This is a genomic window from Bacillus sp. GbtcB10, from assembly GCF_019091365.1.
Classification (GTDB): domain Bacteria; phylum Bacillota; class Bacilli; order Bacillales; family Bacillaceae; genus Bacillus; species Bacillus altitudinis.
The window spans coordinates 160990-186212 of sequence record NZ_JAGXJP010000004.1 but is presented as its reverse complement, the minus strand read 5'-3'; the positions used below and the strand labels follow the sequence as shown (position 1 = coordinate 186212).

The following is a 25223-nucleotide window of genomic DNA, read 5'->3' as shown; positions in this document are numbered from 1 at the left end:
CATGATCGATAAAGGTGTATGTACAATTTTATTTTTATCAAAAAATTTGAAAGGCCTTGCACTCTACGTGCAAGGACCTCTCTCCATCGTTAAAATGTCATCGTCATTTTTAAATCTTTTCCTACCATACTATATTCAATATCCGCTGGACGGATCGCCTTTTTTAGTTTTTTCACACCTTCTCCTTCAAAAAAAGTAGGTGCATCTTTCCCTCCGATTAATAAAGGTGCCATATAGATAACAGCTTCGTTCACAAGGGATGCTTCTAAAAATGACGCACTCACACTGCCCCCTGCCTCTACAAGCACTGACATCACAGAGCGCTTCTTCAACATGTGTAACACATCCTGAAGATCTGTCCGGTGTTCTCCGCTTGTGACAAATACTTGATGACCTTTTTGTATCAACTGTTGATACTTTTGATGATCATAATCTTGTGATGTACAAATTATGGTTTCTGCCCTATGATCTGTTAAGCATTTGGCATGAAGCGGTATCCTTAATGTTGAATCTAAAATGACACGAATGGGCTGATGGTTGAATGAATCCTTTACAATTAAGCCGGCATCATCTTGAATAATCGTTTCCACTCCTGTCAGCACCGCATCTGCTTCTTGACGTAAGCGCTGCACTTCTGTTCTCGCTTCTATTCCAGTGATCCATTTGCTTTCTTGCTCAGCCGTGGCAATTTTCCCATCTATCGAAATAGCTGATTTTAAGACAACATATGGAAGGTTTGTTTGCATCAAATGAAAAAAAGGAGCATTTAAACGATCTGCTTCCTGTTTACATATCCCTTGCTCCACTTCAATTCCAGCCTTTTTCAAAAAGGCAATTCCTTTACCTGCAACAACCGGATTCGGATCTTGGGTGGCAATCAACACTTTCTTCACACCACTTTTGATGATTGCTTCGGTGCAAGGGCCTGTTTTTCCGTGATGTGTACAAGGTTCGAGTGTCACATACATGTCAGCTCCCTTCGCCTTTTCTCCTGCCATTAGCAGTGCATGAATTTCAGCATGAGGCTCGCCAGCCTTCATGTGCGCACCAATCCCAACGATCTTACCGCTCTGAACAATCACTGCACCAACAAGCGGATTGGGTGAGGTTTGTCCTTTCATCGCCTTCGCGTTGGCAATCGCCAGCTTCATATAAAAAACATCGTCTTTCATCTCGGGCTCCTTTCTTCTCTCAAGGGAAAGAACTCCTTCAGAAAATGAAGGAGTTCTATTCTCATGTGCTATACTTTCTCAAGCCGTTTCTTTTCAGATCGATCATAGTAAGGCAAGGAATAAAACAGTTTATATGATGCTCGTTGTTTACAAAAACAGCATTTGCGACATTCATATTTATTAATGAGGAGCACATGCGGACAATTGAGTACAGTCAGACCTTTTTTCATATGTTCCTTGCAAACACTTATCATGAGAATCCCCCGCTTACATTCTTTTTCTTAATGAGAGATTACTTCTTTCGGAAATTGTTCAAATAAGCGCAGTACTTCCGTATGTGTGCCATCTTCTCGAATATGATAAATACCACCGTCATATGAGCTTGCATACACATCATTTCCTAGTTGTCTAATGGCACTAATGCCATTCTTAGCAATTCGAATCGGACCTGTATTGACATCTAGCTCTGGATTCCAGACCACAATATATCCCCAATAGTCTCCGCTCACAATATAGCCAGAGTCTGTCACAGTGATGGATTTAATGGAATATTGATGCTCGTTGTGCTGATTTAAAATTCTGCCTGTATGCAAATCAAACAATCGGACGTTTTTATCACGGCTGACAATGGCAATACGATCTCTTTTGCTATCAATAAATACATCATTTAACAGCTCTGTCGCCCCGATATATTCTGCTGTTAAGGACAAACTCTTTTTATCGAGAAGACAGATGGTTCCTTCAACTGCCGCTGTGATGATATGATCTCCTTCTACCTTTAATGCTTTGACCGCGCAATCATGTGCTTTAGAACGGCCGATTTCCTTTAAGTGTTCAGTCGAAATGACATGCACATAACCGCCATAAGTGCCGATATAAAATTGACGATCCTCCTCATGGAAATACACACTATTGACAGGACCTGTGTTGAGATCAAAAGAGACCATTTGCTGCAATGACTCGTGTACAATATGCACCTGACTCGCATGATCGCCCCATGCATAATAGCTTCCATCCCGTGCAACAGCCACTCCATTTGTGAGAACACCTGTTGATTTTGCGATTTCGATTCCATTCTTTCTGAATTTTCCGTCATCTGATGCAGTGATAATATCACCCGCTTCAGTCAACGCAATATCATTAATAGAAGGTGTCGCCAATTCCTGCTCATCAGAGATCACTTTTCCTTCTTGAATGGACCATTCACAATACGTTTTCCCAAAGCTGGCTCCTAAAATGGCTTGCTCGTCTTCTGTCCAAACAAGCGAGCGCTCCCATTGATATTTATGAGGCAGCAGCGTATCAATTAAATCACCGGTTTCATAATTCCACAGCTTAATTAGATGGTCATAACCCGCTGTAAGCAAGTAGTTACCGCTCGGTGAAAAATTCACACGTTTCACACCTTGTAAATGAGCTTTAATGATTTTTTTCTCCTGTAATGTAGCGGCATCATAAATGATGACCGTGCCATCGTCTCTACCAAGGGCGAATACTTCTTTTTGATTGCTGCCGCTGATGGTATCCAGCTCATAATCAAACGGTCCAATTTCACCTACAATTTCTCCTGTTTCATAGAGCCATACAAGGACATAGCCATCGTCACCAGTTGTATAAGCTTTATCCTCATGAATCCATACAGCTAATACATCCTTGCTATGTCCATGGAATTCTCTTAAAATGGCTCCCGTTTCAATATCCCAAACTAAGCATCTTCTGTCTCTGGACACCGATACAAGAAGCGTATCCTGCTTTGCAAATGCGACAGCTTCCACATCATCCGCATGACCATATAGCGTACGAATTCTTGTATGTGTGCCAGTATCATATAATTGAATGGTATAGTCTGACGATGCACTCGCTAAATACGTGCCATTTTCCGAAAGGGATAAAGAGTTGATGATATGCTCGTGACTGCCAATGAATGTTCCTTCTCCCGTGGCACGGTCCCATTTATAAATACAGCGGTCATAGCCGCCTGTGTAGACAATTTGGTCATGCTGAGTTGATAAAACGGATGTAATCGGTCCTCTATGCATGGTTTTACACTCCCACCTTTATATGTTGTTTTTGACGAGTAACTATACGAAAACCAGTAAATCGAAAAACAGGGTCTGGGTGTTTCCCGTGTCTTCTTGCGACTCTGCATAAATCTCCGCCTCTTGCGAAGGAGCCACCTTTTAAAATGTAGTAATCACTGCCGAGTGTCTCGGTTAAATCATCTACAACCTCAATTCCGCCTTCATATATGTGATACTTGGTGTTGACCCATTCTTCGACATTGCCACCCATATCATATAGTCCAAATAGAGATCTTCCTTTTTCGTAATGACGGACAGGTGTCGTTTTTTCAATATTTGATTCGTGCGTATTACAGTAAGAGGGATCAAACTCATCTCCCCAAGGATATTGATGTCTCGTATTGCCCCGGGCAGCATATTCCCATTCTTCCTCAGTAGGGATCGATACCTCATATCCAAGCTTCCCGCTCAGCCACTGACAAAATGAGAAAGCTTCCTCGATGTCCATGCCCCAAGCTGGATGGTCTTTTCCCCCGCCAAGTTCTAGGTTCGTCAAGCTCTCTGGATAAGGCTTTCCTGTCTCGTCGCAATAGCTTTGATACCATTCATTGGTGACGACCGTATCTGAGATGAAAAATTCACTCATATACGGCTGATAAGATGGAAATTCTTTGTACAGCCATTTTTGAAATTTTTTCTCACGGCCATAGGCTGGATTCAGAAGTTTGTCCTTCCAAAATTCTGATGCCTTTTTCATATCTTCTTCATTACTTCCAATCGTCGCATAGCCGCTTGGGATTTGAATCCAATTGATATCAGGTTTCACGCTTTTCTCCCGCCTTCTTTAAATAAACTCATCTACTGATTAATTAATTTCTTCTCATCGACCATATGCCCTGATGCTGCTTTTGCCTTTAAATATGCTTCATTATAGAGAGAGGCTTCTACCGTATGATCAAACCGTAAAACCGGAAGACCGTAAGCAGCAATGGAATCGACTTTATCTGGATTATTGGTTAAAAGATGCAATGGTATCCCTTTGTTTAAATAGTGCAAGACAGCCGCTGCTTCCTCGTAATGCCGATCATCATCTCCGCAGCCGATCAACCTGTTCGCCTCAAATGTATCTAGTTTCATTTCCTGTAATTTATACGTGAAGGCTTTGGCCATTAGCCCAATAGAGCGCCCTTCTTGATTGGCCATATACACAAGCATGCCTTTTCCATAATCGGTGATTTTTTTTAGCGATGATGCAAGCTGTGGACCGCAATCACATTTCAGTGACCCAAACACATCCCCTGTTTGGCAGACACTATGAATTCGCACAAGCGGCGGCACTTCATTTTCAAAGTCGCCAAAAAGGAGACAAGAGGAAAATGTTTGCTGCTCGGTACTCATTTGTACAATAGACTCAACCGTTGGCGTTGTATCAGCTTCTACAGATGCAAAGGCATACCATGTAAACTGCACTTCTTCATGTTCAATAGAGATCGGCAGGTTCACTGGCCCCACGAGCAAATAGTGTTTTTCTTGAAATGTAAAATGATGAATCATTGATTGTAGTTCAGCTACAAACTTGTTCATTTGTCTCCCCCTATTCATCACTGCACCCCATTGAACTCTCTCAGCGCAGTGATGGCGTGATGAATATGTGTATGCACTCCCTTTGCACCCTGAGCACCGGTTCCAGCTAGAATCATGGCTCAGGAGAAATTTCCTGACATACTGGCTGAATAGATGTGCGATGCCAATCATCCATCAGTACCTTTCATAAAGACTCTTTTTAGACTGTCACTTGTCCAGTACAAAGGAGCAGAAATCGAGCTTCATACGCTGTATTCTCTGTAAGAGAGCAACACCATTGGATGATTCTTGAATGGAAACTGACATGCTCTTTCTCTAAGAGAATATCTCTGCTAGCTTCGAGCTGCTTTCTCCTTTACTAGAAGCTCTGGTCCTTCAAATGCACGTCATCCGGTTGTGCCCTTTGATTGGATGAATAGTCCGTACTTCAATTCAGCTACATTGATTGAAGCATGACACCCGCCTAGGTACGCACCAAGAACCATCACATCAAACATCGCGTTTATCCTCCTTTGCACTAGATTTTGACAGCAATGACATGATGCTGGCTGATCCCAACCTTCGCTTGTAATGGTGTAATCGAAACGAGCTCAAGTCCTGATGTACAAATCTTTTCTCCAAGCTGAGTATCTGAGAATGAAAAATGGAAGCGTCCATCTTCTCCGATTAAGCCTGTTTTCCACTCTTCTCCCCATACAACAAGGGAAAACACACCACCTTCATGAAGCAGCGAGGAAATCTGCTTTAAGTATCGTTCGTGGTCATCAGGGTGCTGATGGTGAAAGCAGCCATGATCTAAAATCAAATCAAACGTCAGCTCGCGCCCTTGATCCATTGACCAGGACATAAAATCTTGATGATAAAAATGGACAGGAACCTCTTTTCTCTTCTTCAATCCTTGCCATTCCTCATGCTCATAAAGGTCAATGCCGGTATATGCCGACAGTCCTTGTAAATGTTCAAGAGCCCGTCCATTCCCGCAGCCGATATCCAGCACAGAAGCAAGTGCATCCTTTTCCCTGGAACGCCATGCCTTGAGAGACATCACAGCAGCGTCTGTTAATGATGGATCAGTGGACCACATATCTGTTCTTTGCTCATAGTGTTCTTGAAAAGCCATGCGCATTTTCTCTAAATACAACCCGCTGTCTTCATGATACAAAGCCTTTTTCATCACGTGACCTCCTTCAATTCACAATCACCTTTCCTAACAAAGGTGGTTTTCAAGCAAAAAGCCTTATGATAAAATGAAAGATGGATTTTTTAGGAAATCTGTTTTCTGAAAAAGGAGAGAAGCATCCCACATGTCACTCTTCTTTTTCAGCACTCATCTTCACATACAACCACAGCCATTCAACTGTTACAGCGCCTCAGTTTGTTATACATTTTCTTCATATGGGTTCACCTCCTTAACAGCGCTAGGAAAGCGCTTTCTTTATGATGATCCTCTGAATACCTTGAACAATATCATTGAGAAATAGGCATCGTAGAAAGACGAATCTACCATTCTAAGCTATCTATCATCCATTTCTTTTTGTCTAATAGATATTTCTTCGGTATCGCTCTGCCTCAGAAGCGCTCTCCCCTAGGTCTTAATGCATGATCATTAACAGAATAGATCCAGAAGTACACCTATCAGAAAATTTAACAACTAATTCCATAATGACTTGATTAAGCCAAATATATTGTTTTTAGATTATTTTGTCAACAAATTATTTCCTAAACATTAGAATGATTTTCTAATTGAAAATACAGGTATATTTCGTGGTTTTTTGACCTTAAAACACTTATTTCTACACAAAAATATAACTTAAACCAATAGAACTAAGAAATTTATCTACTAAATTACACAAGATTTTTATTTCATTTTGAGATAAAAATAAAGATATCATAATTATTTCCCGAATGGTTTTTTGTGATATTTTCACTACTTTTTTCATTTTTTTGATGGTATCCTTTGATGTTTCTATATTTTCAATTAGACATTTTACTGTTTATCCCAATTTTTTATCCTTTCTTATTATAGTGAAAAAGACAGATGGTAGATTTTAATTATCACAGCATGAAAAAAAGCCCCTTACAAAAGTAAGAGGCTTTCAGCGTGTAGACAAACCCTCGCATTCTTTGTCAGTCCTGCGTGCTGGTGCTCACGAATGTGAAATTCGCTCCGCGCCAGTACTCGTCCTTCCTAGACTGCAAAGGTTTTCTATCACGCTGAAAAGAAGACAAAGGAATAAAATCAAGTTCATTTTAGCCCTTTGTCAAAAATCTGAAAAAAGCCCCTTACAAAAGTAAGAGGCTTTTTACGATGGCGTTTATGCCCAATTTTTCACTTTTTCATGGTCAGTCACAAAGAGAAGAACTTTTCCTTCGTCTAAATGTTCTTCAAATGTCTCAGCTTCTTCTTTTGAGAAACCAATTTCGTGAATCTTATTGCGGAGTTCATCTCCCTTTTTGCTAAAGATGTTTCCAACCGCATGCTTGAGTCCAACTTCTTTTGGACCTATCGTATTGGCATCTGCGTTGCTTGCAATACGCTCAGTTCGATCATCGTCATGGGACAGAACATAAATGTCCTCTCTTGCAACACCGAGTTGTTTTAATTGCTCCACATCTCTTTGAAGTGTTTCATCATTTGAATACTCTCTTACAACAGGTTTCATTTATTATTCCTCCTTTAACGTCTTACGAATCTTTTACCCGTCACTTTTGTCATTAAACCCTCCTCCGGCACATCCATTTTTACTCTGTGAACTTAATGCGTCTATGGACTTATTTTTGACAAAAAGACTGTAAAAATGACTAAATTTTCTGAAAAATTATATGCTTTCCTTGTCATTTGTTGTACAATTCTTATACTGGAGGCTAGAAATGGGGGGGAGCTGATGTATTATTTTTCAGCTGAGCAGCAGTTTAATGCATGGGTTGTCAGTGATTTGGTGAAACAGCTTTTTCAAAAATGGAATCCTGAAGAATCAAAAGCAAAGCCGCTTACTTTGTTTGCTGAACAGCACTTTCACATCTGCATCGATTATCTCTTTTCTATTATTATTAACATTGGAGATATCGAGTCAATCGAACAAGATCCACAAGACCTGTTGTCCTCATATTTAAATATCCTTTTTCCTTTTGTGACGCACGATATGATGAAAGCCTCCATGCAAAATGCAAATGAATATTTGTTAAAAGAACGTGATGCGGATGAGTATCAACTGTTTGGTTGTCTCCCGCCGCTCCTTTCTGTCTCTCTTCAAAAAAAGTAGTCCCCTTCTTTTAGATGGTGGCTGCTTTTTTGTATGTGCTTGGAAAAGACCGTATGTTTTGAACGAAAAGAAGCATCATGTTAATGTAAATCTAGGTTGCAAGTGAAAGGGAGGATTTGACATGAGTCAACAAAAACAAATTCAATTAGCAAAACGTCCAAAAGGGTTACCTACTAAAGATGTTTTTCATTTTGAAACAGTTGATATACCAACGCCGCAAGATGGCGAAGTCTTGATTCAAACGAAATATGTGTCTGTAGATCCTTACATGAGAGGACGAATGCAAGATACAAAATCCTATACACCTCCGTTCAAGCTGAATGAAGTCATTCAAGGTGGTGTGGTCGGAGAAGTCGTCGAGTCCAAATCTCCTCAATTTGAGAAAGGGGATTTTGTACTTGGATTCCTTGGCTGGCAGGAATATTCTACTGCCAAAGCAGAGTCTCTGACAAAAATTGATCCATCCATTGCGCCGTTATCTTATTACTTAGGGATTTTGGGCATGCCAGGACAAACCGCCTATTTTGGACTTCTTGCGATTGGTCAGCCAAAAGAAGGCGAAACGGTTGTCATTTCTGGAGCCGCAGGTGCCGTTGGTTCTGTTGTCGGACAGATTGCTAAAATCAAAGGTGCCCACGTTGTTGGAATTGCCGGATCTGATGATAAGCTGGCTTATTTAAAAGAACTGGGCTTTGATGAAACCATTAATTATAAAACAACCAATGATTTAGATGACGCCATTGCAAAAGCCTGTCCAAACGGTGTCGATGTGTATTTTGACAATGTGGGCGGCGACATCTCTGATGCTGTAATGAATCATTTGAACCGTTTTGCACGTATTCCAGTCTGCGGCGCCATTTCTTCTTATAACATTAGTGCAAGCGAAGACATTGGCCCTCGTGTGCAAACAAAACTCATTAAAACAAGTGCATTGATGCAGGGCTTCATTGTTGCCAACTACTCTGATCGCTTTGAAGAGGCAGCAAAAGATCTCGCACAATGGGTAAAAGAAGACAAACTGACTTACAAAGAAACCATTATCGAAGGCTTTGACAACATTCCTGATGCATTCCTTGGACTATTCAAAGGGGAAAATGTCGGAAAACAACTTGTCAAAATTTCATAACAAAAAAGGACCCTGCCAATTATGGAGGGTCCTTTTATTATGCCTGCTTGGGCGCAAGGTGCAGCTGGCCTTGCTTATACACAATTTCTTCAAGCGAAAGATTCAGCTTTTTCGCCATTTTTTTCAGCATTGATTGCTCTTGAGGTGTGACAAGACTGATGACTGCGCCTTCTTTTCCTGCGCGTCCGGTTCTACCTGAACGGTGGATGTAGCCCTCTTCATTTGGCATATCTGCATGAATCACATATGGCAGATCATCAATATCGATTCCTCTTGCTGCAATATCTGTTGCAAGGAGGAGCGGAAATTCACGCTGTTCAAAAGCCTTTAAGATGACAGCACGCTCTGCTTTCTTCGCTTCACTGTGAAGCACACCAAGGTCGACATGGTGGTACGCTAATTTCTCTGCATAAATGCTTAAGTTCGTAATGTCACGTACAAAAACGAGCGCCTGCATGTCCTCAAGCCGTGATAGCTTTTGCAGCAGTTTCACTTTGTCACGCTGATCACATAACAGATAATAGTGACCCACTTTCTGCGCTTCTTCCTCGCTTCTAGCAATTTTCAATACTTCTGGTTCAGATGTCATTTCTTTGATCAGCTGAACGGTTTCTTCTTTCAATGTTGCAGAAAAACAAAGGATTTGTCTTTCTTTTAATGTGGACTTAATGATCCCTTGGATCGTTTTCATATGCTCTGGCACAAGAAGCTGATCTGCTTCGTCTAATACAATCGTTTTGACTTCGTGCATTTTCAGTTTCTTGATTTTGATTAACTCTTGTACGCGACCCGGTGTCGCCACCACGATATTCGGGTGTTTTTTTAGCTTTTCCTGCTGCTTCTTGATATTTGCCCCGCCTATTAAGGAAATAGCTTTGATGTCTGAACCTTGTTTGAACTCTTGCACGACATCAAAAATTTGCATCACAAGCTCTCTTGAAGGTGCCAAGATTAAGACTTGCGGGTGTTTGATACTCACATCAATTTTATTTAAAAGCGGCAGAACATACGCAAGGGTCTTCCCTGTTCCAGTCGGTGATTCTGCGATCACATCGCGTTTTTCCGTAATCCACTCTGCTGTTTGTTCTTGTATCGCTGTTGGCTTCTCAAAGCCAGCCGCTTCAAAGTTCTTTTGAATAAATGGCTTTGCTTCTTTCAAAAATGCCCAATTTTCCGTCATGTTGATCTCCTTTATCCTCATTCAATCTATCCTTTAGTATCTCAAAATCAGCTTTGAAACGCAATTTTTCTTTTGATGCTTTTATCGAGCCGGACAGTTCGATATAATCATGAGAGGCACTAGCCGTTTTGAATCTATTTGAGGTGTAAAAAATGATATTATCTGTTAAAGATTTAAGTCATGGCTTTGGCGACAGAGCCATTTTCCACGAAGTCTCCTTCCGGTTATTAAAAGGCGAGCATGTCGGCTTGATTGGCGCCAACGGTGAAGGAAAGTCAACGTTTATGAATATTATTACTGGAAAGCTTGAGCCAGATGCAGGAAAAGTCGAATGGGCAAAAAATGTCCGTGTCGGCTACCTCGATCAGCATACCGTGCTTGAAAAAGGAAGAACTATTCGTGAAGTCCTTCAAGATGCATTCCATTATTTATTCTCAATGGAAGCCGCAATGAATGACATTTACGAAAAAATGGGTGAAGCAGATCCTGATGAGCTAGAAAAGCTTTTAGAAGAAGTAGGCGTCATTCAGGATGCCCTGACGAACAATGATTTTTATATCATTGATTCCAAGGTAGAGGAAATTGCAAGAGGTCTTGGGTTAACAGATCTCGGGCTCGATCGTGATGTGACAGAGCTGAGCGGCGGACAGCGGACAAAAGTACTGCTTGCGAAATTGCTGTTAGAGAAGCCTGAAATTCTTCTTCTTGACGAGCCGACCAACTATTTAGATGAACAGCATATTGAGTGGCTGAAGCGCTATTTGCAGGAATATGAAAATGCGTTTATCCTCATTTCACATGATATTCCGTTCCTAAACAGTGTCATTAACTTGATTTATCATGTCGAAAATCAAGAACTCACGCGCTACGTTGGTGATTATGATCAATTTAAGCAAGTGTACGAAGTGAAAAAGCAGCAGCTAGAAGCAGCGTATAAAAGGCAGCAGCAAGAAGTGGCTGAACTAAAGGATTTTGTCGCGAGAAATAAAGCACGTGTCAGCACTCGAAATATGGCGATGTCTCGTCAAAAGAAACTCGATAAAATGGACATGATTGAATTAGCAGCGGAAAAACCAAAACCAGAATTCCACTTTAAACCTGCACGTACATCAGGGAAATTGATTTTTGAAACGAAGGATTTAGTCATTGGGTATGACGAACCGCTCTCTCGTCCATTGAATTTAAAAATGGAACGCGGACAGAAAATTGCGTTATACGGTGCCAACGGTATCGGAAAAACGACACTGCTCCGAAGTCTTCTTGGAGAAATATCCCCCATTTCTGGTGAGGTGGAACGCGGAGAATTCCTGCATATAGGCTACTTTGAACAAGAAGTAAAAGAGCAAAACAGCAACACTTGTATCGAAGAGGTGTGGAGCACCTTCCCATCGTACACACAATATGAAGTCAGAGCTGCCCTTGCCAAATGCGGTTTAACGACAAAACATATTGAAAGCCGTGTGTCTGTTTTAAGTGGTGGTGAAAAAGCGAAGGTCCGCCTTTGCAAGCTCATTAACGAAGAAACCAATTTGCTTGTTCTCGATGAGCCGACAAACCACTTGGATGTCGATGCAAAAGAAGAATTAAAGCGCGCATTAAAAGAATATAAAGGCAGCGTCCTATTGATTTCCCACGAACCTGAATTTTATCAAGATGTGGCCACTGAAACTTGGAATTGCGAATCCTGGACAACAAAAGTATTATAACGACAAAAAAGCCTTATATCTTCAAAAGATATAAGGCTTTTTCTAATTAATGACCTGCTTGGATATTCACCAAATGCTTACGTCCAAGGAGCAGGATGATCATGCCTAAGAGAACCACAGCCGCCCCTACATAATAAGGTGTGCTTGCTGTGTAAGTTTCAGCGAGTACTCCCGCAATCCAAGGCGCAATCGCACCACCAATAAATCGTACAGCACTGTATGAGGATGATGCAATTGAACGCTCAACAGGAGCCGAGCCCATCACAGCCGTCGTCAGCACCGTATTGATCATGCCGAGGATGCCCCCAGCAATGACAATCCCGCAAATGACCACGACCACATGTGAAGTCCATATTCCAATGCCGAATAAAATCACAGCAAACGAAGCAAAGAGAATCACAAGAGCTGTTAATGTACCCAATTTACGATGAATGACCGGCGCTGAGAAGACAGATGTCACAGCCAAAAATAATCCCCATCCAAAAAAGACATAGCCAAGACCATGCTCATCAAGATGAAGCACAAATGGCGAATAAGCTAGAAGAACGAAGAATCCAAAATTATATAAGAAAGCAGCAGATGCCATCGTTAAAAGCCCCTTATATTTCAAGGCTCCAACAGCTTCAAATAATTTCACCTTTTTCTGCGGCTTTTGCATAGGTGGAAGCATAAAGGTAATGGCTAAAAGAGCAACGAGCATTAACACTGCCACGCCAAAGAATGGCCCGCGCCAAGAGATCGTTCCAAGCTCACCACCAAGGAGCGGCCCGACAGAAATCCCAAGACCTAGTGCCGCCTCATATAAAATGATGGCTTTCGCACTTCCTCCAACAGACACACCGACAATCACTGATAATGCCGTTGAAATAAATAAGGCATTCCCAATGCCCCATCCGCCTCTAAAACCAATTAATTCATTAATGGTTGAAGAAGTACCGCCTAAAGCAGAAAAGACAATAATAAAGATGAGTCCTAATAATAACGTCCATTTGGCACCAATACGACTAGAAATAAAACCGGTAAAAAACATCACAAAGCCGGTGACAAGCAAATAGCTCGTAAATAAAAGAGACACCTGACTTGGAGATGCATGTAATTGTGATGCAATGGCTGGCAAAATTGGGTCTACAAGCCCTATGCCCATAAATGAAATCACACAAGCAAAGGCCACCGCCCAGACGGCTTTTGGCTGTCTAAGCAAACTCGTACGCTGTTTCAATACTTCTTCTTCCTTCATTCCATCAGAACCTTTCCTACAGTTGTTTAACAAAATAAAATAAACACGCTGAGGTGTTTATTTTATTTTGTTGACAAAGGGCTAAAATGAACTTTATTTTAGCTCTTTGTCTTCTTTTTCAGCGTGATAGAAAACCTTTGCAGTCTAGGAAGGACGAGCACTGGAGCGGAGCGAATTTGGCATTCGTGAGCACCAGAGCGCAGGACTGACAAAGAATGCGAGGGTTTGTCTACACGCTGAAATAAACACGCTGAGGTGTTTATTTTTGTAATTGCTCAATGGCATGAGCCGCTCTTTCTTTCATCATTTCAAGATCCTTTTTAAAGGATTGAATCGTTTCTAGCTTTTTTGTAATCAATTGATGCTGCACAGTCAGCTGCGCATCAATATCTAACAGTTTCTCTAATCGTTCCTTCGGGTCAAGTGACAGCAAGTAGCCTTCTTTATTCAGCTCTAACTGTTTTCCTATTTCCATAAACGATTGAAGCTCTTGTAAAGAAAAGCCAAGTACTTCTTTGGCCTGCATCACTTTCTCCAGTTCTTCCATGTCATCCTCTGAGTAAAGTCTGACACCGCCCTCTGTCCGCTTTGGTGCTGATAATAAACCAATCTCTTCATAGAAACGAATGGTTCGTTTCGTCAGACCGCTTCTTTTCGCCACTTGATCAATTTTCATCCATTCCATCACCAGTGCCTCCTGCTCATCAATTCATGTTTTATTATACACCTTTGTGACCTTAACGTAAACGTTAATGTTTGATCACTTGATTTCTATTGTGGTTTGATGCAGAATAAATAGGAATCATTACGTTTTAAAGGAGGTACCTTATGCGTTCATTTCCATCCAAAAAAGAACGACACGCACAATTCGGTTCTGTCCCGCCAAGCGCTAGAACAAAACCTTGTCAAAAAGAGGACATGATAGACATCCAACAAACCGAACAGGACTTTTATTTTGATCTGGAACAGGTCGGAATTTGCCGTGTGTCGTACCCTGTACATATTTTGTCTAAAACGACTCCACAGCACCAAACCGCTTCCGCTGATTTTACGCTGAGTACATATTTGCCAGCTCATCAAAAAGGCATTCATATGAGCCGTCTCACCGAGCAGCTTCACTCATTTTATGAGAGCGGAAAGCCGGTGGATGTGGATTCCTTAAAAGAATTGACAGCACAGCTTGCCAAGCATATGAATCAGCCATCTGCCTCGATTCAAGTTTCCTTTCCGTGGTACATGGAAAAAAAGAGTCCCATCAGCGGAAAGTCCGGTTTGATGCATGCAGACGTGCAATATGACATCCACTTTCATGAAGAAAACGGATGGATTTGTCATATTGGCTGCACTGCTCAAGTGACAACGTTATGTCCTTGTTCAAAAGAAATCAGTGAATACGGCGCACATAATCAGCGTGGCACTGTATCGATTCAGGTAGAGCTGTTTGAACAAGGTCAACTCCCTGATGACATGAAAGCAGATCTACTGCAGATCATCGAGTCTAATGCGAGTGCGCCCCTTTACCCTGTACTCAAAAGACCAGATGAAAAACAAGTGACCGAAGAGGCCTATGAAAATCCACGTTTTGTAGAGGATGTTGCGAGGTTAATTGCAGCAGAGCTATATGAACAAAACTGGATCAAAGGCTTTCAAATTGAATGTCGAAATGAAGAATCCATTCATCAGCACGATGCTTATGCCAAATGTTCTTATCAAAAAAAACTGTAGATCGTCTCTACAGTTTTTTTGCCAGCCTTTATTTTTCATTACTTTCTAATTCCTCAATTATCAGCGACAGTTCTGTCCAGCGATCCATCGCTTGTTCTAATTCTTCAGCGACGGCTTTTTGCTTGTCCATCAGCTCTTGAATTTTCCCAAAATCACTGCCAGCCTCTGCAATGCTGGCTTCGAGCTGTTGGTGTTTGTCCTCTAAAGCTTGTATCCGATCTTCAATGCCATCCCATTCAAGCTGGTCCTTATAGGATAGTTTTTTCCTCTTTTTCGGTGCAGCTTCTACTTGTTTTTCAGCAGGTTTTGTCTCTGTTCGCTTCTGTTCTTTTTCTTGCTCCATGTAATCGCTGTAAGCACCTTGGAAGTGTGAAATACGTCCATTCCCTTCAAACACAAGCAGACGATGGACGACTCGATCTAAGAAATAACGATCATGCGACACGGTGATGACTACGCCTGGGAACTGCTCCAAATAATCCTCTAAAATGCTGAGCGTCTCTGTATCAAGATCATTCGTCGGCTCATCTAAAAAGAGAACATTCGGCTCTTCCATCAATACCTTCAATAAATACAATCTGCGGCGCTCTCCCCCTGACAGCTTGCGGATAAACGTGCGCTGCATGGATCTAGGGAATAAAAATCGCTCCAACATCTGCTCTGCTGTCACAATGACGCCATCTGCCGTTTTGACAATTTCAGCTGTTTCTTTGATGTAATCAATGATATTCAGCTCTTCATTCATTTCGTTATGGTCCTGCGTGTAATAGCCAATGCGGACTGTTTGTCCAATGGTCAATTGTCCGTTCGTCGGTTCTATTTTACCCGCCAGGCAATTGAGTAAAGTTGTTTTGCCCACTCCATTTGGTCCGATAAATCCGATACGATCCCCTGGCACGACTAAATCACTGAACTGGTCCACAAGGGTTTGTCCAGCAAATGTGATGCTGATCTCTTCTGCCTCAATCACTTGTTTTCCAAGCCGGTGAGAACCGATCGCAAAATCAAGCTCTCCCTTTGCATCAGGTCCCTTTTGATCCTTCAGCTCTTCCACTCTGCCGATACGTGCCTTTTGCTTTGTCGTTCGAGCCTTTGCCCCTCTTCTCAACCATGCAAGCTCACGTCTAAGCAGGTTTTGACGTTTCGTTTCTTTTACTTGAGCTTCTGCTTCTCGTTCCGCTCTTTTTTCTAAAAAGACTTCATAATTTCCTTTATATGTGTAAAGCTGCCCCTGATTTAATTCATAAATCCGATTGGCGACACGGTTTAAGAAATAACGATCATGGGTTACAAGAATGACAGCCCCACTGTATTGACTCAAATATCCTTCAAGCCATTCAATGGTTGCGTTGTCTAGATGGTTTGTCGGCTCATCTAAAATCAGCAAACCCGCAGGCTGGATTAAATTTTTGGCGATCGCCACACGCTTTTTCTGTCCGCCTGATAACGCATGAACAGATCGGCTCACATCTTTGACGCCAAGCTTTGTCAAAATCGTTTTCGCCGAAAGGTTCGCATCCCATGCGTCTTCCTGATCCATTTTATTTTGCATACGCATAAGCGCTTCTTGTTTTGCCTCGTTTTGTGGATCATGCTCTAAATCAGCCAGCGCCTTTTCATAGGCTTTCATTGTTTGAATCATTGGTGCTGTTCCTGAAAAAATATAGTCGAGAATCGTTTCATCCCCGCTCATTTCAGGATCTTGCTCGAGAAATTCGATATCAAGTGTCCCTGCCTTTGTGATGTCGCCTTCCTCAAATGATTCAAGTCCTGCAATGACTTTTAAAAGCGTTGACTTCCCTGTTCCATTCGGTCCAATTAACCCGATGCGTTCCTTTGGTTCTATATGAAAAGAGATATGATCAAACAGCGTTTTTTCGCCATAGGTTTTATATAATCCTTCTACATTCAATAAACTCATTTTATCAGCCCTTACATAGATTCTTCCTTTATTTTAAATCAGCCAGTAGCAGAAAACTAGTTTTAAAAAAACCCGCTGCTGAAAAGAATGTTTCCTTTTGATGCTCGATACACTATGAAGAGGTGATCTAAAGATGATAACCATTAGTTTATGTATGATTGTGAAAAATGAAGAGGAGGTTTTGGCTGACTGCCTATCTTCTGTTCAAGACATTGTAGATGAGATGATCATTGTTGATACAGGATCAACGGATCAAACAAAGGACATTGCTCACTCCTTTTCAGCAAAGGTGCTCGACTTTGAATGGGTCCAGCATTTTGCAAAAGCACGCAATTTCGCTTTTTCCCATGCGACTAAAGAGTATATCTTATGGCTGGATGCCGACGATGTCCTACTTGAAGAGGACCGACAAAAACTGCTTCAGCTCAAACAGACGCTAGATCCCGCAGTAGATGCCGTCTCGATGTTTTACCACGTTGGATTTAGCGAGGACGGTCAGGTGAATTTTAAATATAGAAGAAATCGGCTCGTCAAGCGTGCCTTGAACTTTCAGTGGTATGGGGCCGTTCATGAATTCCTTCAAGTGTATGGCAACATTTTTCCCGCTGATATCGCCGTCACCCATCAAAAGCGTAAGAAAACAACCGCCGGAGAGCCTGGACGCAATCTGCGCATTTATGAAAACATGCTTGCAAAAGGCGAAGAGATGACACCTCGTGATCTCTTTTACTTCGCCAATGAATTACGAGATAACAAGCAGCATGTGAAGGCGATTCGCTTTTATCACAAATTTTTAGCCACAAAACAATGCTGGATTGAGGATGAAATTCGCACATGCCAAAATTTAGCTGACTGCTATTATGCAGTCGGTTTTGAGGAAGCCGCCTTATCCTCCTTATTGCGATCCTTCTTATATGATCAGCCCCGTCCAGAATTTTGCTGCCGGATTGGGGATCATTTCAAAGCACAAAATAAACACAAAGCAGCGATCTATTGGTATGAGCAGGCACTGAAAGCGCCTGAAATCGAAACAGCCTTTACACTGACACAATATAAAACATGGTATCCTCACCTTCAGCTTTGCTATTGTTATTATCAGCTCGGTGATTTGGCTCAAGCGAAAACCCATCATCTTGCATCCTCAGCCCATTACCCAACACATCCGAGTGTGCTGTACAATGAAAAAATATTTGCTGAAGAAACGTAAATCTCCTGTTATCACATCCGCCTGTCAATGACGGCGGATGTCTTTTGATACACATTAGACTTTTGTGACATTTAACACTTTAGTGATTTAAAGCGTTTTTCAGCCAATTGACTAAATTGTCATTTACGCATATACTAACATTCGTCTTACGAAAAGATTTATCCATTAGGAGGTCAACATGAGTTCTTTATTTAGAAAAAAGTCTCTCGATCAGCTCATGCTTGAAAGTCAAACGAAGCGGCTGAGCCGTTCTTTGAATACATTTGATTTAATCTTGCTTGGCATTGGCTGTGTGGTCGGGACTGGAATTTTTGTGATAACGGGGGTTGCGGCTGCGAAAGATGCGGGACCTGCGATTATTATATCTTTTATTTTGGCTGCGATCGCATGCGCCCTTGCTGCTTTTTGCTACGCTGAATTTTCCTCGTCCATTCCAGTGTCAGGAAGTGTCTATACGTATTCTTACGCAACACTTGGAGAATTCCTCGCCTTTTTAATGGGCTGGGATTTAATGCTTGAATATGTTGTTGCGCTCTCTGCTGTGGCAAGCGGATGGTCATCCTATTTTCAATCACTGCTCAGTGGATTTGGTCTGCACATACCGAAGGCTTTATCGGCTGCACCCGGAGCCGCTGATGGGGCCATCTTTAACCTGCCAGGCGCACTCATTATTTTACTCATTACCTTTATTGTCTCAAGAGGCGTAAAAGAGAGCACAAAGCTGAATAACATCATTGTGCTCATCAAAATTGCCATTGTCCTCCTCTTTATCATTTCAGGCTTTGCTTACGTTAAACCTGAAAATTGGACACCTTTTATGCCAATGGGCTTCCATGGCGTGATTGCTGGAGCGGCCACTGTCTTTTTTGCTTACCTTGGATTTGATGCAATCGCTAATGCATCTGAAGAAGTCAAAAACCCACAAAAAGCGATGCCGATCGGAATCATTGGTGCGCTCGGTGTTTGTACGATTTTATACATCGGGGTTTCATTTGTCTTAACAGGCATGGTTCACTACACGAAGCTGAATGTCAGTGACCCTGTCGCTTTTGCTTTACAAGTGGTTGGCCTGAATAGTGTCGCTGGTATTATATCGGCAGGTGCTATTATCGGGATTACGACAGTGTTAATTGCACTTGTCTACGCTCAGGTTCGTTTAACCTTTGCTATGAGCCGAGATGGACTCATGCCGAAAATCTTTTCAAACGTTCATCCAAAATCGAAGACACCGGTTGCCAACACTTGGCTGACAGGCGCTGTTGCGGCATGTATCGTTGGTTTCGTCAACTTATCAACACTTGCTAATTTAGTCAGCATCGGTACACTTGCGGCCTTTACAGTGATCTCGATCGCTGTGATCATACTCCGGAAAAAACATCCGAATATGAAAACAGCGTTTAAAGTACCCTTTGTTCCTGTCCTTCCCATCATTAGTGCGGTCATTTGTATGATATTGGCTGCCACACTGAAATGGGAGACATGGCGAGCCTTCCTCATCTGGGTAGCCATTGGTGTCGTTGTGTACTTCACCTATGCAAGACGCAAAAGCCATCTGAATCAAACACAATAGAAAAGAGACACGGGGTATCCCGGTCTCTTTTTTGTTTAAATCACACTGTTTTTCACTGAATTCGAGTCCACCATATCTGGATCTAATACGCTTGAAATCGGAATGACAAGCGGTGAACAATCTCCATTGTCCTCACCAAAACCTTGGTTCAATTTCATCGAGAGAAAATAATCGATCTGCTGATAAGGTCCTAGCGTCAGTGATGCCCCCCGATCCATTGCATTGATTTTAAAAGCACCGACATTGACGACTGAGGGTGAGAATAACATCACACATCACTTCCTTGGAATAGGTTTAGCTGCTGGCGAAAAAGAGGCAGGTGAGTCCACTTGATCTCGATCATCTACATGGCTCTTTGTTCCGACAAAACCGCTAGCATCTCCAAAATTCTGTCCGTACCCCTGATTTTTTTTATCTGAGTTTTGCCACTCTGCTAACAAATTTTGTCCGACATTCACCGCCGACGCATTTTCAAAGGAATTAATTTTTAACATGAAAATATTAATATTGATATACGGAGTTGGTTGAACCACAGATAAACCTCCTTTTTATAGGTATATGCGAGCACCCATCAAGTATGTTAACAGGAGGTCTTCACATGGACTTCGAAAAAATGAAGCAGTGGATGGACATTGCCCAGCAAATGCATGGAGATGATTTTTGGAAAATGATATTCGATGATGAGCAAAGATCTCCCTTTATGGCAAATGGTCCGTCTCCATTTACATTCTCGCAGCAAGATCAGCGAGGAACAGATGCATCGTTTCCACCAGTCGACATTGTGGAAACCCCTACTGAATTTCAGTACTTAATTTATCTGCCTGGCTACCGGAAGGAAGATGTTCAGGTGCTGTCATATGGTGAATATTTGGTTGTAAAAGGACAGCGTTTTTCCTTTTTTAACGAACAGGATTTTCGCCAAAAACAAGGAAAGTATGGTCCGTTTGAAAGAAAAATTCGGCTCCCAGATATGATTCTTGGTCAAATGAATGCGGCCTTTAAAGACGGCGTGCTATACATTCGCTTGCAAAAGGATGAAGGAAAAGCAACTGCGATAATCATAGATGACGAATATTGATACTGACTGCGTCTATTAGATCACGATCATCAATCGTTTCAATCGGCAAGATCGTGATCACGCTATCGGCATTTTGTTCACCAAAACCATTGTTTCTTTTGATCGTCGAGCAGTGATTTCGTACGATCGTTGAACCGAATGTCATCGAGGACCCTGTACCAATCGTATTCGTTTTCATATGGGTAATCTGAATGCGTGTAGGCAGCATGCACTTCTCCCCTTTCATGTATCTCTATAAGTATATACCGGGCAGCTTTTCCATAGACTAGAGCAAGGCGAAAGAAAAGGTTGTGGTCCACTTGAAACATTTCATTCAATCACTCTTTAAAAAAACCGAAGCCAGTCCATCCCCATCTGTCGTCGAGCTGGAAAAAAGACTCACCGCTCTTGAGCAAAAAATGTCTGCACCTGCTCCGCCTGTCTCTGAGGATACGCACATTCACATTGAATCACTGCATGTGGACAAAATTGACTACCATTTAGAGTTTGGTGAGCTTTCCATTGATCAGCTTAAAGGCAGACTCAACATTGGGGCCACCTATTACACGCCAAAGGACCCGCACCTCAAAAAGGCAGCTTCAGTACCGAAGCCAAAAGAAACAAAAACACCAAAAGTCTCCATTCGATCAAAGTCTTCATCTCAGCACGACCGGAAGCCAGAAATAAACCGCAAGCACAATCGCTACAATACTGATCACATTTAGCCAAAAACCAGCCTTGACCATATCAGATATTTTCAGCACATCTGCACTAAAGACAGCCGCATTTGGCGGTGTGGAGATTGGCAGCATAAATGCACATGAAGATGCTAACGCAGCCGCAGCCATTAAGCCGTACGGCTCCATGCCAATTGCAAGTCCAAGCCCTACTGTAATTGGAATCATCATGTTCGCAACTGCTGTATTGGACATAATTTCGGTCATAAATAAAATAGCGCCCGTTAAAATAATCAGAAGCATGAGATACGACAGCCCATTTAAATGCTGTAAATTTCCCCCGATCCATCCTGTTAGATTGGTTTCTGCAAACCCTGTAGCGAGCGAAAGCCCGCCTCCAAACAAAAGCAAAAGCCCCCATGGCAACTGCTTCATATCCTGCCATTCTAGTATTCTCTCTCCATTTGTGGCTGGAATGAGAAATAACAGCATCGCCCCAAAGATTGCGATCGACGTATCCGAGACAGGAAGCCCGCCAAACAAAAAGATTTTAAAGATCCATAAAAAAGCCGTCATAAGAAAAATAGCAAAAACCCATTTTTCTTCTTGTTTCATTTTGCCTAAATCCTCTAAACCCTTCCGTATAAACGCTGCTCCCATTTCCCCTGTGTGCTCTACCTTGAACTGTATCTTGGTCAAATACAGAAATAAGAGAATAAGCAGAACAGCCGCCACCGGAAAACCAAACAAAAACCATTCAAAAAACATAATTTCTCGATCTAACAGCTTTTTTGACATCGCCGCAAAAACAGCATTTGGCACAGACCCAACGAGTGTCGCCAGTCCGCCAATAGAGGCTGAATAAGCGACCGATAATAGGATGCTTTTACTGAATCGGTCAAGAGATGCACCAGACAAAATATCGTTCGCCTTCACCTCTTTAATCACAGCCAGTGCCACCGGCAGCATCATCAGTGCTGTGGCTGCGTTTGAAATCCACATAGATAGAAAAGCCGTTGCCATCATAACCCCTAATACAATGCGGTCACTTCTTGTACCAATGATGTTTAAAATATGTAAGGCCATTCTTCTATGTAAATTCCATTTTTCAATGGCGATGGCAATCATAAATCCGCCCATGTACATAAAAACAATCGGGTCTCCATAAGCTCTTGATGTTTGCTCCATCGATAGCCCGCCAAGTGTTGGCAAAAGGATGATGGGCAATAAAGAGGTAGCCGGTATAGGCAAAGCTTCTGTGACCCACCATGTCGCAGTCCAAGCCGTAACGCCCAGTACGACTCTTGGTGCATAGGTCAATTCACTTTCTGGAATGAGCAAAAAAATAAGCAAAAAGAAGATCGGTCCAAGAACAAGTCCAGTCAGATTCACTTTTTTATAAACGATCACAATTCCTCCTCCATGAAAACGCTTTTAATTTTTTCTAATTTTTCACATTCGATGATCACATAAAAAATCCTTTAAATCATAAGAAAAAATGAAGATATCCTTATGAAACAACTGTGTCTTGATTCATATTTCCACTTCATGTCTTGGTCTATTTTCATAGGAGAAACTATACAAATCCTACACAGTAACTGTAAACTATAGAGGATCTAATCAAAAATTGAGGTGTTTTCATTGTATACAGATCAACGAAAATCATTTTGGAAACAGAAAAAAGTCATCATTCCCCTTCTTAGCATCATCGCGATTGCTGCTGCTCTCTTTTTCTTAAAAGATACGCTTTTCTCAAAAGAAAAGGAGGCGCTGAAAGCCGCTGAATCCTTTACGAAACATCTGGAGAAAAAAGAATTCACGAAACTGGCAGATGAGGTCACAAGTGGCTCTCTGAAAGCCAGTGACTTTTCTAAAAAACAACTTGCCGAAAAATACGATAAGATCTTTAGCGGCATTGGTGCAAGTGATCTAAACGTCTCAAACGTCAACGTAGAAAAACAGGACAAAGGAAATGGGTATCAATTCACCTATGAAGTCACGATGAAAACGTCACTTGGAAAGCTGAACAAACTCTCTTACAAGGGCGTTCTCTCCGAAGAGGATAACGAGTGGAAAGTAGACTGGAAACCAAATCTCATCTTCCCGCAAATGGAAACGGGTGACACCATCAAAGTGACAACGGATCCTGCGGTACGCGGAAATATTGTAGATCGAAAAGGGCGCACGTTAGCCGAAACAACTGGTGGACACGCACTTGGCATCATCCCTGGAAAGCTCGGGACAGGTACGGAAAAAGAAAGCAACATCAAAAAAATCAGCAACGCTTTTGATATAGATGAAGAGCTGATTCAAAATCAGCTGAAACAAGCATGGGTCACAGATGACACATTTGTCCCGCTAAAGTCTATGTTAGAGCAAAAGCCGATTCCAAAAGACATAAATGGCGTCACCTATCAAACGAAGGAAATGCGCTACTATCCATATAACGAAGCCGCTGCCCATCTGACAGGCTATGTGGGAAAAGCAAATGCGGATGATATCAAAAGAAATCCAGCTTTAAAGGCGGATCAAATCATCGGCAAAACCGGCCTTGAATTCACATTTGACAAGAACTTAAGAGGACAAGATGGCGGAAGCATCCTCATTATCCATGATGAAACAGGTATTGAAGAAACATTACAAAAAACAGACCGAAAAGACGGAAAAACAGTCAAGCTGACCATTGATGCATCTTTACAGAAAAAAGCCTATCAACAGCTGAAAGGTGAAAAAGGGGCTGTCACCATTATGAACCCATCATCAGGTGATTTATTAGCGCTTGTTAGCACCCCTTCTTACGATGTCAATTTAATGACCAACGGGATCACGCCTAAACAATATCAAGCATACAGTGAAAATCCCGATCTTCCATTCCAAGCTCGATATGCGAGCAGATATGCACCAGGATCTACATTCAAAACCATTACAGCAGCGGTTGGACTGGAAACAGGTGTCACAAAGCCTAATAAAGTACGCACCATTCATGGACTGAAATGGCAGAAGGATCAATCTTGGGGAAATTATCGCATTACACGGGTACATGACAAAGAACAAGTCAATATGGTCGATGCCCTCGTGTACTCAGATAATATTTATTTTGGACAGGAAGCCCTTGAAATCGGCAAAGATACTTACGAGAAAAAAGTGAAAACATTTGGGTTTGGTGATGATTTAAACATGCCGTTTACAATGAAATCGGCACAAGTGTCTAACGACGGAATCAAATCAGACATCTTACTTGCCGACTCAGCATATGGTCAAGGAGAATTACTCATGTCACCAATTGAACAAGTACATGCCTATTCTCCATTTGCAACAGGAGGAAAGCTTGTGTACCCTCGAGTCATTCAGGATGAAAAAACAGCATCACCAAAACAGATCATCAAAGAAGATACAGCAAATACGGTGAAGGACGCACTCACTCAAGTCGTCACCAATTCAAACGGAACCGCTCACTCGTTGCAAATAAAAGGGGCTGATATAGCCGCTAAAACGGGAACAGCGGAACTAAAGAGCAAACAAGGTGCGACAGACGGTACTGAAAATGGATTTTTACTTGCGTTTAATCCTAAAAAAGAAGATTACGTCCTCGTCGGCATGATTGAAGGTGTGAAAAACCGTGGAGGCAGTGGACTTGTCATTCAAAAAATGAAGCCTGTCATCGCTTCTTTCTATAAATAACCCTTTAGAGACACACGCTCCATCAAGCGCATGTGTCTCTTTTTTTCTAAATCATGACAATTTGCTATTGTTTTATAGTTCACCTTATGAATAAAA

The 25223-nt window shown here is 41.9% G+C and carries 23 protein-coding genes; 9 read left to right on the top strand and 14 right to left on the bottom strand.

Annotation, left to right across the window (positions count from 1 at the left end; translation table 11 throughout):
• Window positions 1–89: 89 nt before the first annotated feature.
• The 6 genes from ribD to KVT11_RS15825 form a co-directional block, all read right to left on the bottom strand.
• Complete coding sequence (gene ribD / locus KVT11_RS15850) at window positions 90–1172, bottom strand: bifunctional diaminohydroxyphosphoribosylaminopyrimidine deaminase/5-amino-6-(5-phosphoribosylamino)uracil reductase RibD (protein ID WP_135226991.1); 1083 nt, start codon at window positions 1170–1172, stop codon at window positions 90–92.
• A gap of 281 nt (window positions 1173–1453) precedes the next feature.
• Complete coding sequence (locus KVT11_RS15845; protein ID WP_008343181.1) at window positions 1454–3211, bottom strand: WD40 repeat domain-containing protein; 1758 nt, start codon at window positions 3209–3211, stop codon at window positions 1454–1456.
• A gap of 4 nt (window positions 3212–3215) precedes the next feature.
• Complete coding sequence (locus tag KVT11_RS15840; protein ID WP_008343182.1) at window positions 3216–4019, bottom strand: formylglycine-generating enzyme family protein; 804 nt, start codon at window positions 4017–4019, stop codon at window positions 3216–3218.
• Window positions 4020–4051: 32 nt separating this feature from the next.
• Window positions 4052–4777 carry a GTP cyclohydrolase II gene (locus KVT11_RS15835; RefSeq protein ID WP_210552328.1) on the bottom strand — a complete coding sequence of 242 codons (726 nt, stop codon included), beginning with the start codon at window positions 4775–4777 and terminating at the stop codon, window positions 4052–4054.
• 517 nt (window positions 4778–5294) lie between these two features.
• Window positions 5295–5951 carry a class I SAM-dependent methyltransferase gene (locus tag KVT11_RS15830; RefSeq protein WP_210552327.1) on the bottom strand — a complete coding sequence of 219 codons (657 nt, stop codon included), beginning with the start codon at window positions 5949–5951 and terminating at the stop codon, window positions 5295–5297.
• A gap of 1141 nt (window positions 5952–7092) precedes the next feature.
• On the bottom strand, window positions 7093–7440 hold the full coding sequence (locus KVT11_RS15825) for a YflT domain-containing protein (RefSeq protein WP_007496775.1): 348 nt from the start codon (window positions 7438–7440) through the stop codon (window positions 7093–7095).
• A 222-nt stretch (window positions 7441–7662) separates the two neighbouring features.
• Between KVT11_RS15825 and KVT11_RS15820 the strand changes: the two genes are divergently transcribed.
• Complete coding sequence (locus KVT11_RS15820) at window positions 7663–8040, top strand: YfmB family protein (protein ID WP_017366799.1); 378 nt, start codon at window positions 7663–7665, stop codon at window positions 8038–8040.
• A gap of 121 nt (window positions 8041–8161) precedes the next feature.
• On the top strand, window positions 8162–9166 hold the full coding sequence (locus KVT11_RS15815) for an NADP-dependent oxidoreductase (RefSeq protein WP_099496381.1): 1005 nt from the start codon (window positions 8162–8164) through the stop codon (window positions 9164–9166).
• A 37-nt stretch (window positions 9167–9203) separates the two neighbouring features.
• Here the strand turns inward: KVT11_RS15815 and KVT11_RS15810 are convergent, their stop codons facing one another.
• The gene (locus tag KVT11_RS15810; protein ID WP_046342921.1) at window positions 9204–10346 is read right to left on the bottom strand and encodes a DEAD/DEAH box helicase; all 1143 of its coding nucleotides are present in this window, start codon (window positions 10344–10346) and stop codon (window positions 9204–9206) included.
• Window positions 10347–10498: 152 nt separating this feature from the next.
• Between KVT11_RS15810 and KVT11_RS15805 the strand changes: the two genes are divergently transcribed.
• Window positions 10499–12052: an ABC-F family ATP-binding cassette domain-containing protein gene (locus KVT11_RS15805; RefSeq protein ID WP_008343192.1), complete on the top strand. Its 1554-nt coding sequence runs from the start codon at window positions 10499–10501 to the stop codon at window positions 12050–12052.
• A gap of 46 nt (window positions 12053–12098) precedes the next feature.
• Here the strand turns inward: KVT11_RS15805 and KVT11_RS15800 are convergent, their stop codons facing one another.
• Together KVT11_RS15800 and KVT11_RS15795 are read right to left on the bottom strand one after the other, a co-directional pair.
• Complete coding sequence (locus KVT11_RS15800; RefSeq protein ID WP_210552326.1) at window positions 12099–13289, bottom strand: MFS transporter; 1191 nt, start codon at window positions 13287–13289, stop codon at window positions 12099–12101.
• Between the two features lie 259 nt (window positions 13290–13548).
• Window positions 13549–13974, bottom strand: coding sequence for a MerR family transcriptional regulator (locus tag KVT11_RS15795; protein WP_017366797.1), 426 nt, complete (start codon window positions 13972–13974; stop codon window positions 13549–13551).
• A 143-nt stretch (window positions 13975–14117) separates the two neighbouring features.
• Between KVT11_RS15795 and folE2 the strand changes: the two genes are divergently transcribed.
• The gene (folE2, locus tag KVT11_RS15790; RefSeq protein ID WP_019743925.1) at window positions 14118–15014 is read left to right on the top strand and encodes a GTP cyclohydrolase FolE2; all 897 of its coding nucleotides are present in this window, start codon (window positions 14118–14120) and stop codon (window positions 15012–15014) included.
• A 28-nt stretch (window positions 15015–15042) separates the two neighbouring features.
• Here the strand turns inward: folE2 and KVT11_RS15785 are convergent, their stop codons facing one another.
• Window positions 15043–16935 (bottom strand): ABC-F family ATP-binding cassette domain-containing protein, encoded by a 1893-nt coding sequence (locus tag KVT11_RS15785; RefSeq protein ID WP_017366795.1) that lies wholly within the window; start codon window positions 16933–16935, stop codon window positions 15043–15045.
• Window positions 16936–17068: 133 nt separating this feature from the next.
• On the opposite strand from KVT11_RS15785, the gene KVT11_RS15780 reads away from it, so the two are divergent.
• Window positions 17069–18142, top strand: a complete 1074-nt coding sequence (locus tag KVT11_RS15780) for a tetratricopeptide repeat-containing glycosyltransferase family 2 protein (RefSeq protein WP_017366794.1) — start codon at window positions 17069–17071, stop codon at window positions 18140–18142.
• Between the two features lie 178 nt (window positions 18143–18320).
• Window positions 18321–19712: a branched-chain amino acid transporter BcaP gene (gene bcaP / locus KVT11_RS15775; protein WP_008344176.1), complete on the top strand. Its 1392-nt coding sequence runs from the start codon at window positions 18321–18323 to the stop codon at window positions 19710–19712.
• 35 nt (window positions 19713–19747) lie between these two features.
• Here the strand turns inward: bcaP and KVT11_RS15770 are convergent, their stop codons facing one another.
• A complete protein-coding gene (locus KVT11_RS15770; RefSeq protein ID WP_008344178.1) occupies window positions 19748–19981 on the bottom strand; it encodes a hypothetical protein in 234 nt (77 codons plus the stop codon).
• A gap of 6 nt (window positions 19982–19987) precedes the next feature.
• Complete coding sequence (locus KVT11_RS15765) at window positions 19988–20245, bottom strand: hypothetical protein (RefSeq protein ID WP_008344180.1); 258 nt, start codon at window positions 20243–20245, stop codon at window positions 19988–19990.
• A gap of 65 nt (window positions 20246–20310) precedes the next feature.
• On the opposite strand from KVT11_RS15765, the gene KVT11_RS15760 reads away from it, so the two are divergent.
• Window positions 20311–20790, top strand: coding sequence for an Hsp20/alpha crystallin family protein (locus KVT11_RS15760; RefSeq protein ID WP_008344182.1), 480 nt, complete (start codon window positions 20311–20313; stop codon window positions 20788–20790).
• Here the strand turns inward: KVT11_RS15760 and KVT11_RS15755 are convergent.
• On the bottom strand, window positions 20771–20998 hold the full coding sequence (locus KVT11_RS15755; protein ID WP_142154338.1) for a hypothetical protein: 228 nt from the start codon (window positions 20996–20998) through the stop codon (window positions 20771–20773). The genes KVT11_RS15760 and KVT11_RS15755 overlap by 20 nt on opposite strands.
• Window positions 20999–21089: 91 nt before the next feature.
• Between KVT11_RS15755 and KVT11_RS15750 the strand changes: the two genes are divergently transcribed.
• The gene (locus KVT11_RS15750; RefSeq protein ID WP_056705609.1) at window positions 21090–21494 is read left to right on the top strand and encodes a hypothetical protein; all 405 of its coding nucleotides are present in this window, start codon (window positions 21090–21092) and stop codon (window positions 21492–21494) included.
• Here the strand turns inward: KVT11_RS15750 and KVT11_RS15745 are convergent.
• On the bottom strand, window positions 21426–22856 hold the full coding sequence (locus KVT11_RS15745) for an SLC13 family permease (protein WP_210552325.1): 1431 nt from the start codon (window positions 22854–22856) through the stop codon (window positions 21426–21428). The two genes, KVT11_RS15750 and KVT11_RS15745, sit on opposite strands and share 69 nt — an antisense overlap.
• Window positions 22857–23087: 231 nt before the next feature.
• On the opposite strand from KVT11_RS15745, the gene pbp4 reads away from it, so the two are divergent.
• The gene (gene pbp4, locus KVT11_RS15740) at window positions 23088–25127 is read left to right on the top strand and encodes a penicillin-binding protein PBP4(5) (RefSeq protein WP_210552324.1); all 2040 of its coding nucleotides are present in this window, start codon (window positions 23088–23090) and stop codon (window positions 25125–25127) included.
• Window positions 25128–25223 lie beyond the last annotated feature (96 nt).